Here is a 15,591-nt window from a genome sequence, read left to right as displayed (position 1 = left end):
TTTCAGAAAAAGGCATTTGTGCAAGCACGGTAAACAATACCAGTCCGGTAAAATATACAACACCTAATAGCCAAAACCTCAATACCTTGCTTGCAATAGTTATATGCTCAAGGTCGGTCATTTTTATATGGTTGTCTCTATAGAAAATAACGACAACCAAAACCAGGATATAACCAAAGGAAGGATAAACTTTCATATAGAAATCTTTACTCCTACTACTCATTTTCCAACTAAACAAAAAGCCCATTTTCTCCAAACTGTTTCTGGTAAAAAACTTTGCCAGCAACCCGCTATAAGATTTTCGTGTAGTGTGTTTTTTCGATGTATCAGTTTTAGAAGTCACCTTATTGGAAGATTCGTTGATAGAACTCAACTTTCTATTAAATACCGGTGCCAAAAATTTAATCATAACATATAAAGACAGAATTGGAATTAAAATGGCCAAACAGGTACATAAGACTTCGTCGGGCGTGGCTGAAAAAGTACCTAAAGTTTTTATACCTGCTGCGAACCAATAGGATGGCAGCAAAACAATGGTCTTGCTTTGAGATAAATGTATAGAAGTATTTGGCTTAATCATCCTGGGTAGAAGCTGAAACCCGCCATACAAAACAACAATAAAAAAAATTTGGATAAAACTCAGAATAGCTTTAAAACGTGTAGCAGATACAAGGTTTAGAATAACTACATAAATTAAATTGATTAAAAATACCGTAAACAACGTAGCAAATAATACCATCACAATAAAAGCCAATACAATAGTTATAGTATAACTTATCGCAACCACTATAAGCGCCGGAATCATCATAGGAACGATGATTTTCACAATGTGTAAAAATATATGTAGAACCTTGGAAACAACGATGGTACGGTCGTTGACGGGCTTTGGTAAAATAATATAATTATCTCGAGCATCGATCAACACATTCGTAAAATCGTTAATTAAAATAGAAGCAAGCATAAATATAAACAGACTGAAAATCACGGTCATCTGTAATTCCAATCCATCGAAGGCATTAGCATACAAAAACATAAGTCCATATAAAAAACTCAAAAATAGCGTAGCAACAGTCGCATTACTATTGGTTCGTTTTGCTCTGCGCCCCATTGATTTTAAGGAAAATGGTCGGCGATTATCAATAATAAGTTTAGTTTTCAGAATAGCAAAAAGTTGCGACGTGTTTACCCCCATTTTCCTGTAAAAAGCAGCCGGAGCCATTGCTAATTTTAATAAAAACAAGTTTATCGAATCGATGATACGAAGAAGGTTCATAAGATTGGTTTAGTTAAAGGCGTTCATTAAATCGTCGGAAGCACCGTCTGTATTGGTATTGGTGAGATGTGAAAATATTTTCTCCAAACTTTGATCTCCTTGCTGGGCTCTTAATTCTTCAATACTTCCATCGGCTACAATGTTCCCATTATCGATTAAAATTATCCGATCGCTTACTTTTTCAACAATGTCCATCATATGACTACAATAAAATATCGTTTTGCCTTCCTTGGCCAAACGATTAATTAAGTCTTTGATTACAATTACACTGTTTGCATCTAAACCACCTAAAGGTTCATCCAAAATAATAATATCAGGATTATGCAAAATACCCGAAGCAATCAAAACTTTCTGACGCATACCCTTACTGAAACTTTCCATTCTTTGGTCTATATTATTATCCAGACCAAAAGCAGCTAATAATTTTACAATTCTATTATTACAGATTTTTTCATCCAACTCATACAAATTGCCCATAAAAGTTAAAAATTCCATAGGTGTTAATACATCGTATAATTCTGCTGATTCGGGAACATAACCAATTAGCTTTTTTGCCTTAGTGGGATCTTGCTTCATATCCACATTTTTTATGGTTACGCTTCCCTCAAAGTCATTAATGAGACCACAAAGGATTTTCACAGTCGTACTTTTCCCGGCCCCATTCGGGCCAATATAACCCACAACTTGACCGGGGAAAACATCCAGATTAATATTCTTTAGGACTTCTTTTGTCCCATAAGACTTCACGAGCTGCCGAATAGAAATGATTGGTTCCATAGAGAAATTTGACTCAATATAGGTCAATTCCATCTTTTTAAAACCGCTTAGCTATAAACATTTTATCCATATTAAAATTCTTACAGTTACTTTACATAAATTTTGTTCATGAAATCGGCGTTAATTAAGTTGCATTTAGCAGTTTTTATGTGGGGTTTTACTGGTGTTTTAGGAAGAGCAATCAGCCTTAACGCCGGCCTTCTTGTTTGGTGGCGCATGTTTATTACTGTTGTGTGCATGTGGTTACTTTTTGTTGTACTTAAAAAAACAGAAAAAATCTCCTTTAAAAACTTTTTGATCATTGGTGGCATTGGAACCATACTTGCATGTCATTGGCTTTGCTTTTATGGAAGTATCAAATATTCTAATGTCTCAGTAGCACTCACTTGTTTGTCGGCATCCGGATTTGTTTCGGCCGTATTAGAACCTCTATTTTTTAGAAGAAGAATTAATCCCAGAGAATTACTATTTGGACTTTTTACAGTTGTGGGTATCTTTTTAGTTTACAAGGGAAATGTGCATTTCTCGGTTGGCATCTATATTGGGATAGCGGCAACCTTCTTAACCGTTATTGTTTCTATTTTAAATAAAAAATTAGTAGACAATTTCAAACCAGAAACCCTCACGATTTATCAAATAACCGGTGGTTTTATTGGGCTTAGTATTTTAATGCCGTTCTATAATCATTTTTTCCCCGAAAAAAGTTATTTACCCGTGCATTCTGATTGGGTTTGGCTAATAATTTTGGCAATAGTTTGCACCATTTTTACTTTTATTCTCTATACACAAGCACTCAAGCATCTAAGTGCTTTTACCATGAACTTAACCCTTACATTGGAACCCGTCTATGGGATAATATTGGCATTTTTAATCTACAAAGAGAACAAAGATTTATCATCTTCCTTTTATATTGGTTTTGTCTTGATCATCGCAGCAGTATTATTCCAAACGCGAAGTATTACCAAACAGCCGAGAATTATAGTTCCAAGAGAATGACAATGAAATAAGTAAACAAACTAAAAGTTTTCATTTTTGTTTTAAATTGATAAATATATATATTTACTACGAGATTCTCCTATTCTCACTATCACAAATTCTTCCATGTCCTTTACTAAATCATTACTTCATTGGCACGAATATGAGAACGTCCGTCAAATGCCTTGGAAGGGGGAAAAAGATCCCTATAAAATTTGGCTGAGCGAAATAATTTTGCAGCAAACGCGTGTTGAACAAGGCTGGGGTTACTATGAAAGATTCATTGAAAGCTTCCCGACCATTCAAAGTTTAGCAAAAGCAAAAGATGAAAAGGTTTTTAAATTATGGGAAGGATTAGGGTATTATAATCGTTGCAAAAATTTATTACACACCGCAAGATTTATTACGAATGATTTAGAGGGGAAATTTCCTATGAACTATACTGAAATGCTTTTGCTTAAAGGCATTGGGCCATATACAGCGGCGGCTATTTGCTCATTTGCATACAACCAACCATATGCCGTATTAGATGGTAATGTGTTTCGTGTATTATCGCGTGTTTTTGGCGTTGAAACAGCAATTGATTCTACAGAAGGAAAAAGGATATTTAGCCAATTGGCTGAAATCTCCCTGGCGAAGAAAGAAGCAGCTAAGTACAATCAAGCCATTATGGATTTTGGTGCCACAGTATGCAAGCCCGCCAATCCACTTTGCAGCCACTGCATAATGAAAAATAATTGCATCGCATTTAAGGAAGGAAAAGTAAACCTATTGCCGATAAAAGAAAAAGTATTGTCGAAAAAAGTGCGGTATTTTTCATGGTTCGTTTTGCATATAAAGGATGAAATTTTTGTTCACAAAAGAATAGCCAATGACATTTGGCAAAACCTACACGAATTTTATCTAGTAGAAACCGATGCACAGCCACATTGGAATGAAAAAGCTGTTGAAGAGTTCTCACAAAATCAATTTGGCGAAAAACCTTTATCCATCAGCGTTTCAAAAGAGATGATTCAGCAACTTACCCATCAAAGAATTAAAGCAATTTTTGTAGAAATAGAACTTCTGCAGAAGCCCATTCCCTTAAAAAGTCAAACCTGGTTGAAAAAAGAAGCAATCAAAAATTTGGCTTTCCCTAAAATGGCAAAAGAGTATTTGGAGGAAGTTGTTATAGAAAAAAAATACGATGAAAATGGCGGTCGAAATTAATACCGCGAATGAAAAATTAGATGTTGAATTTATACATAATTTTATCACCCATTCATATTGGGCGAAGGGTCACAGCTAATAAACTCGTTTCATAAAATTCAAGCCCAAATATAATATCTTTATAAAGAAGCTGGGATTTATTAGAGACTAGAATCAAGAATATTAAAAAGAAAATGCTAAATTTTGTATTTTGATCGATTTTAGTACCTTTGTACTGTAATCGATATTATTACAGTATGAACAATGTACAGTTTGCTACTTATTTACATATTCTTGCATTATTAGATCTCAACAAAGGGGCGTTACTTTCTTCTTCCTATATTGCTGGTAGCATCAACATTAACGCTGTTATCGTTCGAAAAGCTATTATTGAATTAAAACAGGCTGGCTTTGTCCAAAGTAAAGAAGGAAAAGGGGGTGGTACTCAACTTGTAGAAGCAGCAGACAAAATCCTGCTCTCCGATATCTATAAAATTATTAATTCGGTGTCTGTTTTAGGAAAGACAAATTCCCCAAATCCTACATGTCCAATTGGGAAGCAAATAAACACGCATATTGATCACCTATATAGAGAAGCGGAAAGAGCTTTAATAAATCATCTAGAAAAAATAACTTTAGCAGAATTTTCTAAACAATTGATATAATTTTTCTTCACAAATAAAACTGTAATATTTTTTATTACACATATCATTTCAAAATAAAAAAAATGAAAGTAGCATTAATCGGAGCATCAGGCTTTGTAGGAAAAGCCATTTTAAATGAGTTATTAAACAGAAACCACACAGTAAACGCTATTGTGCGACATCCAGAAAAGCTGGCAATGCAACATAAGAACTTATTTGTACGCAAAGCAAATGTTTTAAATGAAAAAGAAGTCATTGAAAGTGTTGCAAATAACGATGCGGTAGTCAGCGCATACAATGCAGGATGGACGAATCCAAACTTGTATAATGATTTTTTGGAAGGTTCTAAAGCTATTCAAGCTGGTGTAAAAAAGTCAGGCGTAAAAAGATTGATCATAATTGGGGGTGCCGGCAGCCTATATATTGCTGAAGGAATGCAATTAGTAGATACTCCAGCATTTCCGGCAGAATTTAAAGCCGGCGCGCAATCGGCAAGAGATTATCTGAATATTTTGCGGGAAGAAAAAGAATTGGATTGGACGTTTTTTAGTCCTGCTGTTGAAATGCATGCTGGCACTTCCGGGAAACGTACGGGAAAATACAGAACCGGATTAGAAAACCCTGTATTTGACAGCAAGCAACGCAGCATTTTATCAGTTGAAGATTTAGCGGTAGTCATTGTGGACGAGTTGGAAAATCCGAAACACATAGGTCGTCGATTCACAGCTGCTTACTAACCCAAGAAAAAATAAGTGCAGTAATTTATGGCTTATGCTGCACTTATTTTGCAATACAAATTAGAGGAGTAAATTTTCTTTTTATTTTAATGGATAAATATTACCTTTGCAAGTCTATGTACATTGATTTTTTGTGTTTTTATCAATTTTTAGCGGTGGTTTCTGCAGGTAGTACTGTATCAGTTACTCTGTAATGCATTGGATAACAATGTGTTGCAGTTTTTTTTATTTGTAGAAACTCTAGCTTAAAATATTAAAAAGCACAATTGTTTTTATTTTCAAATTTGAAATTCATTTATGGCAATCAAGAAAGACAATCGCCCAAGAGCCAACTTCTCTAAAATCACCATTGGCCTCGCTTCGCCAGATACCATTTTAGAGCGCAGTTTTGGTGAAGTTTTAAAGCCTGAAACCATCAACTACCGTACTTACAAACCAGAACGTGACGGTTTGTTTTGCGAAAGGATTTTTGGGCCGGTAAAGGATTATGAATGTGCTTGCGGAAAATATAAACGCATTCGCTACAAAGGTATTGTATGTGACCGTTGTGGTGTAGAGGTTACGGAAAAAAAAGTACGCCGCGAACGTATGGGGCATATCAAATTGGTAGTGCCAATTGTACATATATGGTATTTCAAAAGTCTACCTAACAAGATTGGGTATCTTTTAGGAATGAGTTCCAAAAAATTAGAAACTATTGTTTACTATGAAAGATATGCCATTATTCAACCAGGTGTATTAGAAGATAAATATCAGATAGGCGATTTGTTGAGTGAAGAAGAATATTTAGATGTATTGGATGGCTTGCCAAAAGATAATCAATATTTACCAAATGAAGACCCGCAAAAATTCGTTGCCAAAATGGGCGCTGAAGCGGTTTCTGATTTATTGGCATTGTTAGATTTAGACAGCTTGAGTTTTACCTTACGTAATGCAGCTGCCAATGAAACCTCACAACAACGTCGTGCAGATGCATTGAAAAGATTGAGCGTAGTGGAATCTTTCCGTGACGCAAAAACACGTATTACCAATCAGCCAGAATGGATGGTAATGCAATACATCCCTGTAATTCCACCAGAATTACGTCCATTGGTTCCTTTGGATGGTGGTCGTTTTGCCTCTTCAGATTTGAATGACTTATATCGTCGCGTAATCATTCGTAACAATCGTTTGAAACGTTTGATGGAAATTAAAGCACCGGAAGTAATCTTGCGCAACGAAAAACGTATGTTGCAGGAAGCCGTGGACAGCTTGTTTGATAATAGTCGTAAATCCAATGCCGTAAAAGCAGAGGGTGGTCGCGCTTTAAAATCTTTGAGTGACGTACTTAAAGGTAAACAAGGTCGTTTCCGTCAAAACTTATTAGGTAAACGTGTTGACTATTCTGGTCGGTCCGTTATCGTTGTAGGCCCTGAAATGAAAATGCACGAATGCGGTTTACCAAAAGACATGGCCGCTGAATTGTTCAAACCATTTATCATTCGTAAGCTGATTGAAAGAGGTATTGTAAAAACAGTAAAATCTGCTAAAAAGTTAGTTGACAAAAAAGAAGCTATTGTTTGGGATATTTTAGAGAATATATTGAAAGGGCATCCAGTAATGCTAAACCGTGCACCAACATTGCACCGTTTATCCATACAGGCCTTCCAACCAAAAATGGTAGAAGGAAAAGCTATTCAGTTACACCCATTGGTTACAGCGTCTTTCAATGCCGATTTTGATGGTGACCAGATGGCAGTTCACGTGCCTTTGAGCAGTGCAGCAATTTTGGAAGCGCAGTTATTAATGCTTTCTTCACACAATATTTTAAATCCGCAAAATGGTACGCCTATCACACTTCCTTCACAGGACATGGTTTTGGGCTTATATTATATTACCAAAGTAAAAAAATCTACACCATCCGAGATAGTAAAAGGTGAAGGAATGACTTTTTACAATGCAGATGAAGTAATTATCGCGCATAATGAAGGCCGTTTAGATTTACACGCTAGCATTAGAGTAAAAGCAAATGTCCGTGAAAAGAACGGAGAAATAGTTAATAAATTAATTGAAACTACTGTAGGACGTGTTTTGTTCAATCAATTTACACCAGCTAAAGTAGGATTTATCAATGCATTGTTAACAAAGAAAAGCCTCCGTGAAATTATTGGAGACATTATCAATATTACCGATGTGCCTGCAACAGCTAAATTTCTTGACGATATCAAGCAATTAGGATTCCGTATGGCGTTCAAGGGTGGGTTGTCCTTCTCAATCAATGATCTAATTATCCCGGATACAAGAGGTGAATTGCTTAATAGAGCGAAAGAAGAAGTACAAGAAGTTTGGGAAAACTATAATTTAGGATTGATTACCAATAATGAACGTTATAATCAGGTGATTGATATCTGGAGTAGAGTAGATACACGCCTGACAGAGACTTTAATTCGCGAAATGCAAACCGACAAACAAGGATTTAACTCAGTTTATATGATGTTGGATTCTGGTGCGCGTGGTAGCAAGCAACAAGTAAAACAATTAGCTGGTATTCGTGGATTGATGGCTAAACCAAGGAAATCAGGAAGTTCAGGTTCTGAAATTATTGAAAACCCGATTTTATCCAACTTTAAAGGTGGGCTGAACGTATTAGATTACTTTATCTCTACACACGGTGCGCGTAAAGGTTTGGCGGATACGGCACTTAAAACTGCCGATGCCGGTTACCTTACCCGTAGGTTGGTAGACGTGTCGCAAGACGTAGTAATTACAGAAGAAGATTGTGGTACACTGCGCGGGATTGCAACTTCTGCATTGAAAGACAATGAAGAAATTATCTCTCCGCTTTCTGATAGAATAGAGGGAAGAACTTCTTTGCACGACGTTTACAATCCTCTAAGTGGCGAATTAATCATCAATGCAGGTAAAGAAATTACGCACGATAAGGCTATTGAAATTGAAGAAGCTGGAGTGGAAACAGTAGAAATTCGCTCTGTTTTAACTTGTGAAGCTAAGCGTGGTGTGTGTGTAAGATGTTATGGTAAAAATTTGGCTACAGGATATATGGCACAACGTGGCGATTCAGTTGGTATTATCGCCGCACAATCAATCGGTGAGCCAGGTACACAGCTTACATTACGTACCTTCCACGTTGGTGGTATCGCGGGTTCGTCTTCAGTTGAATCTAATTTGGTAGCTAAGTTCGACGGAACAATTCAATTTGATGGCTTGCGTACAGTCGCTACCGAAAACAACGATGGTGACAAAGTAAATATCGTAATTGGCCGTACCGGTGAAATTCGTATCTCAGATGTAGAAAATGATAGATTACTGAATACACATAATATTCCTTACGGTGCTACACTTAGTGTGAAGAATGGTCAAAAGATTAAAAAAGGTGAGATTATCTGTACTTGGGATCCATTCAATAACGTTGTAATCGCCGAACAGGCAGGAACAATAGAATTCGAAAGTATATTAGATGGTATTACTTATCGCGAAGAAGCTGATGACCAAACAGGTCACCGTGAAAAAGTAATTATCGAAACAAAAGATAAAACAAAGCTTCCTGCTATTATTATTAATGGCAAAGATGTAAAAACATACAACTTACCTACTGGAAGTCGTTTAGCGACTGAAGAAGGTGATGAAGTAAAAGCAGGCCAGGTAATTGTAAAAATCCCACGCACTATGCGTAAAGGTGGTGATATTACGGGTGGTTTGCCACGTGTAACAGAATTGTTCGAAGCGCGTAATCCAAGTAATCCAGCAGTAGTTGCAGAAATTGACGGTGTTACAACTTTCGGAAATATCAAACGTGGTAATCGTGAAATAGTAGTAGAAGCAAAAGATGGTATTGTAAAAAAATATCTTGTGCCGCTTACCCGCCAAATCTTAGTACAAGATGGGGACTTCGTAAAAGCAGGTACACCGCTTTCTGATGGGCAAATAGCTCCAATAGATATCTTAAGTATTAAAGGACCATATGCTGTTCAGGAATATGTTGTAAATGAAATACAAGAAGTTTATCGCTTACAAGGTGTAAAAATAAACGATAAACACGTTGAGGTTATCGTGCGCCAAATGATGAAAAAGGTCGAAATTGTGGACGCTGGAGACACACGTTTCTTAGAAAATGATTTGGAAGACCGCTTTGACTTCAATGAAGAAAACGATAAAATATTCGACAAGAAAGTAGTAACAGATTCTGGAGACAGCTCTAAATTTAAGGCTGGTCAAATCGTTGCTGTACGTGAGCTAAGAGAAGAAAATTCTCAACTACGTCGTAACGATCAGAAGTTGGTGGAAGTAAGAGATGCAAGCCCCGCAACGGCTCATCCGGTACTTTTAGGTATCACTAAAGCCTCCTTGGGTGTACCGAGTTGGATTTCTGCGGCTTCGTTCCAGGAAACTACAAAAGTATTGAGTTCCGCAGCTATCCAAGGCAAATCTGATGATATGTCTGGACTGAAAGAAAACGTCATAACCGGGCACTTGATACCAGCAGGTACGGGTCTTCGTGATTTTGAAAACCTTATCGTAGGTAGTAAAGAGGAATATGAACTTTTGACTACTGCACGTGAAGCAATGTCTTTCGACGAAGAAGAATAAAAGATTTATATAATCGATAAAAGCCTATGACAGAATTAAATTTGTTATAGGCTTTTTTTATTCCGAATAGCCTTGCAAAGTCAGACGAAGGTTTTAGCGGAACTGATTTCGATAGTGAGAGAGATAGGTCAAAAATTATAGTACAGCCAGAGTAGAAATTCGAAAAACTTTAAAGAATCTGTAAAGCCTGCCATTTTACTCCCATATAGATGGTAGCATAATTTTTTAAATTAATAATTTACTTAACAATATAGTAGTTTTATTTCTTTATTTTCACATCTTAAATATCATTAAAATAGAAGAAGGAATGAATAAATTTTTAGTATCGTCGAATATTGTATTAATAGTGGCAGTTGTTATTTTGTTTTACTTGCAATTCAGCGAAAAAAATCAAAAGGCTAGCATACTTCCGGCTCAGCATAGTAGTTCAAATAATGTGGCAGACGGCTCATTTAAAATCGGCTATTTTGAGTTAGATTCTTTAGACTATAATTATAAATATTTACAAGACGTAAAAGCAGAATTAATTTCAAAAGATAAGTCGGTACAAAAGCAAATTAGCGCGTTGCAGGATGAGTTTAAGGAAAAATATAATGAATATGTGCAAAAAGGGGCTACTCTCTCTCAATCGGAACAAACCCAATACACTCAGAACCTAAATGATTTGCAAAAGAATAATCAAGAAAAAGCGCAAAGATTAGATCAATCATTCAGCATGGAAAGAGCGATGAAATTGCAAGAAATAAAGCAACGTATACAAGACTATTTAAAAACCTTCGCAAAAGAAAAGGGGTATAATTATATAATTGGCACAAACGAAGCAGATTATTTCTATTACAAGGATTCTACACAGGACATTACCAGTGAATTGTTAGAGAATTTGAATAAAAACTATATAAATAGTCTGAAGCAAAAAAGCAAGTAAATATCTCAAAATTCATATTTAAAAGCGCAAAAGAAATTTCTTTGCGCTTTTTTGTTTTTGCAATAGTTATTCTTCGTACCTTGATTAGGCAATAAACCTAACAATCCACTCAATCGCTGAAAGCCTTGCAAGAGAACTACCACAAATGGCATTCGCCCATCATTAACAGAGAAATAGAAATGCTCGTTTTCGGATATTCCGGGAGGCCTGTCATACTATTTCCTACATCACTAGGAAAATATTATGAAGCTAAAGACAGGGGGCTTATCGAATCGGCAAGATGGTTTATTGATAACGGATTTGTAAAAATTTATTGCCCGGATAGTATTGATGCCCTTAGTTGGTATAATAAGAATATAGATCCCTTAGGACGTGCATACAATCATAGCCTATATGATCAGCTTATAGAGAAAGAAGTCTTGGAGCGCGCATTGTATGAAACAGGTTGGGAAACTGCGACTGTTGCTGGTTGTAGTTTCGGCGGCTACCATGCTGCCAATTTTGCCTTTAAACATCCAGAAAGGATTCATGGACTCATCTCCATGAGTGGCGCCTTTGATATCAAACCACAGCTTGATGGCGCATATAACGATACAGTCTATTTTAACAATCCAATAGATTATTTGCCGGCTAACTTTAATGCAGCACTTTGGAATTTGCACATTATTTTAGGAACAAGTACCCAAGATATTTGCTTAGAACAGAACAAAGAATTATCTAGAATACTAACAGAAAAAAGTATTTCACATTGGCTGGACATTCGCAATGATGTACCTCACGACTGGCCTCTATGGCTAGATATGTTCCCCCACTATCTATCGGTATTATAACTCTTGAAAAAGAAAACAAATGGCGACCACAAAAAAGATTGGTATTTTATTTGGGAAAGAAAACAGCTTTCCGCAGGCTTTTGTAGATAAAGTAAATGCATTAGCAGCAGGGAAATTTGAAGCCGAATTCCTGTCAATAGATAAAGTAGCCCAAGGTGCCTCTACAATATACTCCGTGATTGTTGATCGCATCTCACACGATGTACCTTTTTATAGAGCATATTTAAAAAATGCAGCATTAAACGGTGCGGCTGTAATCAATAACCCATTTTGGAGTAGCGCTGATGAGAAGTTCTTCAACAATTGTCTGGCAACCAAAATCGGTATTTCTGTCCCTAAGACTGTTATACTTCCTTCATTTGATCTTCCTGATGATACATCCAGTCAATCCTTTCGCAACCTAGCTTATCCATTAGACTGGGACACCATTTTCGATTATATACAATTTCCGGCTTATATGAAGCCTTTTGCAGGTGGCGGTTGGAAATCTGTCTATCGATTAGAAAATCAAGAGCAATTTTTTGAAAAACATTCTGAAACGAAACAATTGGTAATGCTTTTGCAAGAGGAGATTGTTTTTGAACAATATTATCGTTGTTATTGTATTGGCGGAAAATATGTAAAAATAATGCCTTATGAACCACGCAATGAGCCCCACCTCAGATATGACGCCCATTTTATCCCATCACCATCCCTGCTTAAAAGAATGAAAGAAGATGTGCTGAAAATAAATCAATACCTAGGTTACGATTTTAATACAGTGGAATTTGCAGTACGCAAAGATGAACCATTCGCTATAGATTTTTGCAACCCGGTACCTGATTCAGATAAAGCTTCAGTTGGCCAAGAAAATTTTAATTGGGTAGTGGAGAATGCTGCAAAATTTGCCATTGAGAAAGCGGCTAATTATGACGGCTTAAAAGATAACCTTACCTGGGGAAAATATATTCAAGCAGCTATCCAAAAAGAGAAATTGTTTTAAGCGATAAATAATATTTATAACAACATCAAGCATGAGTTCACAGCAATTTACCATAGGTATTGAAGAGGAATATATGATTCTCGATCCTGAAACCAGGGAATTAAAATCTCATCAAAACAAAATCATTGAGCAAGCTGAAACAGTTTTGCAAAAAGATAAAGTAAAAGCGGAGATGCATCAGGCAGTTGTTGAAGTTGGCACGTCTATTTGTAAAGACATCGAAGAGGCTCGTAACGATGTTCACTTACTACGCAAAACTATTTCAGAAATAGCACACAGTGAAGGATTAAGATGTGGCGCATCAGCTACTCATCCTTTTTCCCTATGGTATAAACAATCCATCACTGAAAACCAGCGCTACCACGAGATCGTAAATGAGATGCAGGATGCGGCCCGTTCTAATTTAATTTTTGGGTTACATGTCCATATAGGTATTCAATCTAGGGAAATGGCCATCCATATCGCCAATTCTGCTCGATACTTTTTGCCACATATTTATGCGCTTTCTACCAACTCTCCTTTTTGGGAAGGAAGAAATACCGGTTTCAAATCGTATCGTTCAAAAGTATTCGACAAATTTCCACGCACAGGCATCCCTGATTTTTTCGAATCAATTGAAGAATACGACAATTATATCAAGGTCTTGATAAAAACAAATTGTATTGATAGTGCAAAGAAAATCTGGTGGGATTTACGTGTGCACCCTTCCTATAATACAATCGAATTTAGAATATGCGACATCTTACTAACGACCGATGAAACAATAGCTATTGCTGCATTATTCCAGGCTATATGTGTAAAATTATATCGCTTGCGCATACAAAATATGAATTACATTATTTATAAAAGGTTTTATATTAATGAAAATAAATGGCGTGCTTCCCGCTATGGCATCGACGGTTTACTAATAGATTTCGGGAAAGAGGAAGAAGTTCCAGTAAGATCATTAATATTGGAACTGCTAGATTTTGTTGATGATGTAGTAGATGATTTAGGTTCACGTAATGCCATCAATACTGTTTTCAAAATTTTAGAATCGGGCACCGGTGCTGACAAACAATTAGCAATTTATCAAAAAACTAAAAGCTTGACAAGCGTTGTCGATTTTATTTGTGATGAATTTCTAAAATAGCGGGTGTTTACCATAAAATCAATTTATCGTATCTTTGCCAGATGCAAAAAAATGAACAATATATAAAAGTTGCCGTTTTGGATTTAAATAATGGTTTCAAGAACCAAGGATTACGGTGTATTCTAAATATAGTATCAACCTATGCTGAAGTAAAAGAATTGCCAATAAAAACAACGGTATTTGACGTCAGGCAGAAAGACGAAGTACCGGATACCTCCTTCGACATATATATTTCGAGTGGCGGACCAGGGTCTCCCTTTGATGAAGAGAGTTGGGAATGGGAGCATAAATATTTTTCGTTAATTAATCAATTATACCTGCATAATATAGAAGCTGCCGACGGAGCGAATAAAAAGTATGTATTTTTCATTTGTCATTCGTTTCAATTAGCATGCAGATTTTTCAAAATTGGAAAGGTATGTAAACGAAAAAGTACTTCTTTTGGCGTATTTCCCATACATAAAATATGGGGTGGTTTAGAAGAACCCATTTTTGAGAAACTACCTGAACCTTTCTATGCGGTCGATAGCCGGGATTTCCAGGTAATACAGCCAAATTTTGAACAATTAAACTCAATGGGTGCAACGGTTCTGGCCATTGAGAAAGAGCGTCCTCATGTCGCGCTGGAACGTGCAATTATGGCTATTCGCTTCTCCAAAGAAATGATTGGCACTCAATTTCATCCTGAAGCAGATGCCAAGAGCATGCGTGAGCATTTACTGCAAGATATCAATAAAAAGCGCGTTATAGATGAGCATGGAGAGGACAAGTATCTCGATATGCTGGACAAACTAGAGGATGAAGATAAGATATTACTCACCCAAAGTGTCATTTTACCTACCTTCTTAGACATGGCTATAAAACAAAGGTTAATACCGGCAATGGTTTATTAAAGATGAATAATTAGAGTTTTAAACGAATATTTTCTGTTTAAAGATTAAACTTTACCCTCATCCTTACTCCTAAATAATCACATTTGGTAATTCTGTTCCAAACTTAAAATCGTTTAACAACGAAAAATATTATGGGGGTCTGTCATTTTTTTGCTTGCTTTTACATAATGTCGTAAAACCCATTCACCGCCTTAGCATGGATTGGATGTAAGGCACAAAATATTTGGACATTTAAAAAACTGTCTATTTTTGTTTTGTCAGTATAAGACTTAAAAACTTCGTAAGAGACTTGCGAGGACACCTATGGAGCAACTGTAGGATTTCTAATGCTTCAGAATAGCTCACTTTAGCTATCAGTAAGCTCCTGGTGGAGTAAAAACGTGACTGGTGAGCGGGCTCGCGGACGCTATGAAACATCTATAGAGGTCATCATCATTAAAGGCATTAGTCACCTAGACATTGCGACGCTCGTTATAATAAACGAACAGACCAACAGTTCTTATCAGCCTGTTTCGTTTATCCTCTATCTTTAAAGTAATCTGGGAAACTTTTATTTCATCTCAATGTCTATACTTGTTCCTTGTAAACCATCGGCAGAAATCTGCAAAGTAAGTTTTCCTTTGTGATGATGTGCTTTTACGATTGCCA

12 protein-coding genes are annotated in these 15,591 nt (G+C 36.3%); 10 read left to right on the top strand and 2 right to left on the bottom strand.

Translation table 11 applies throughout. The features are described 5' to 3' along the window. Together ACQR30_RS17055 and ACQR30_RS17050 are read right to left on the bottom strand one after the other, a co-directional pair. On the bottom strand, nt 1-1,273 hold a 1,273-nt coding region (locus ACQR30_RS17055; RefSeq protein ID WP_429736985.1), incomplete at its 3' end, for a hypothetical protein. Nucleotides 1,274-1,282: 9 nt separating this feature from the next. Next, nucleotides 1,283-2,050: an ABC transporter ATP-binding protein gene (locus tag ACQR30_RS17050; RefSeq protein ID WP_429736984.1), complete on the bottom strand. Its 768-nt coding sequence runs from the start codon at nt 2,048-2,050 to the stop codon at nt 1,283-1,285. Between the two features lie 108 nt (nt 2,051-2,158). Here ACQR30_RS17050 and ACQR30_RS17045 point away from each other — a divergent pair, with 108 nt between their 5' ends. From ACQR30_RS17045 to ACQR30_RS17000, 10 genes are all read left to right on the top strand, one after another. Continuing rightward, nucleotides 2,159-3,046 (top strand): DMT family transporter, encoded by an 888-nt coding sequence (locus tag ACQR30_RS17045; protein ID WP_429736983.1) that lies wholly within the window; start codon nt 2,159-2,161, stop codon nt 3,044-3,046. Nucleotides 3,047-3,151: 105 nt separating this feature from the next. Continuing rightward, entirely contained in the window at nt 3,152-4,234 is a 1,083-nt protein-coding gene (gene mutY, locus ACQR30_RS17040; protein ID WP_429736982.1) for an A/G-specific adenine glycosylase, read from the top strand. Between the two features lie 236 nt (nt 4,235-4,470). Next, entirely contained in the window at nt 4,471-4,878 is a 408-nt protein-coding gene (locus ACQR30_RS17035; RefSeq protein ID WP_429736981.1) for an RrF2 family transcriptional regulator, read from the top strand. Between the two features lie 62 nt (nt 4,879-4,940). Further along, complete coding sequence (locus ACQR30_RS17030; protein WP_429736980.1) at nt 4,941-5,594, top strand: NAD(P)-dependent oxidoreductase; 654 nt, start codon at nt 4,941-4,943, stop codon at nt 5,592-5,594. Between the two features lie 297 nt (nt 5,595-5,891). Further along, on the top strand, nt 5,892-10,181 hold the full coding sequence (gene rpoC / locus ACQR30_RS17025; protein WP_429736978.1) for a DNA-directed RNA polymerase subunit beta': 4,290 nt from the start codon (nt 5,892-5,894) through the stop codon (nt 10,179-10,181). 307 nt (nt 10,182-10,488) lie between these two features. Next, entirely contained in the window at nt 10,489-11,106 is a 618-nt protein-coding gene (locus tag ACQR30_RS17020) for an OmpH family outer membrane protein (RefSeq protein ID WP_429736977.1), read from the top strand. A gap of 125 nt (nt 11,107-11,231) precedes the next feature. Further along, nucleotides 11,232-11,936 carry an esterase family protein gene (locus ACQR30_RS17015; protein WP_429736975.1) on the top strand — a complete coding sequence of 235 codons (705 nt, stop codon included), beginning with the start codon at nt 11,232-11,234 and terminating at the stop codon, nt 11,934-11,936. Between the two features lie 19 nt (nt 11,937-11,955). Next, the gene (locus ACQR30_RS17010; RefSeq protein ID WP_429736974.1) at nt 11,956-12,918 is read left to right on the top strand and encodes an ATP-grasp domain-containing protein; all 963 of its coding nucleotides are present in this window, start codon (nt 11,956-11,958) and stop codon (nt 12,916-12,918) included. Between the two features lie 31 nt (nt 12,919-12,949). Beyond that, nucleotides 12,950-14,050 (top strand): carboxylate-amine ligase, encoded by a 1,101-nt coding sequence (locus tag ACQR30_RS17005; protein ID WP_429736973.1) that lies wholly within the window; start codon nt 12,950-12,952, stop codon nt 14,048-14,050. Nucleotides 14,051-14,091: 41 nt separating this feature from the next. Then, nucleotides 14,092-14,943 (top strand): type 1 glutamine amidotransferase, encoded by an 852-nt coding sequence (locus ACQR30_RS17000; protein WP_429736972.1) that lies wholly within the window; start codon nt 14,092-14,094, stop codon nt 14,941-14,943. Nucleotides 14,944-15,591 lie beyond the last annotated feature (648 nt).

The organism is Arachidicoccus sp., assembly GCF_050436765.1.
In the GTDB taxonomy this organism is placed as follows: Bacteria; Bacteroidota; Bacteroidia; order Chitinophagales; family Chitinophagaceae; genus Arachidicoccus.
Note: the sequence above shows the minus strand (reverse complement) of the source record. Positions and strands in the feature narration are given on the sequence as shown.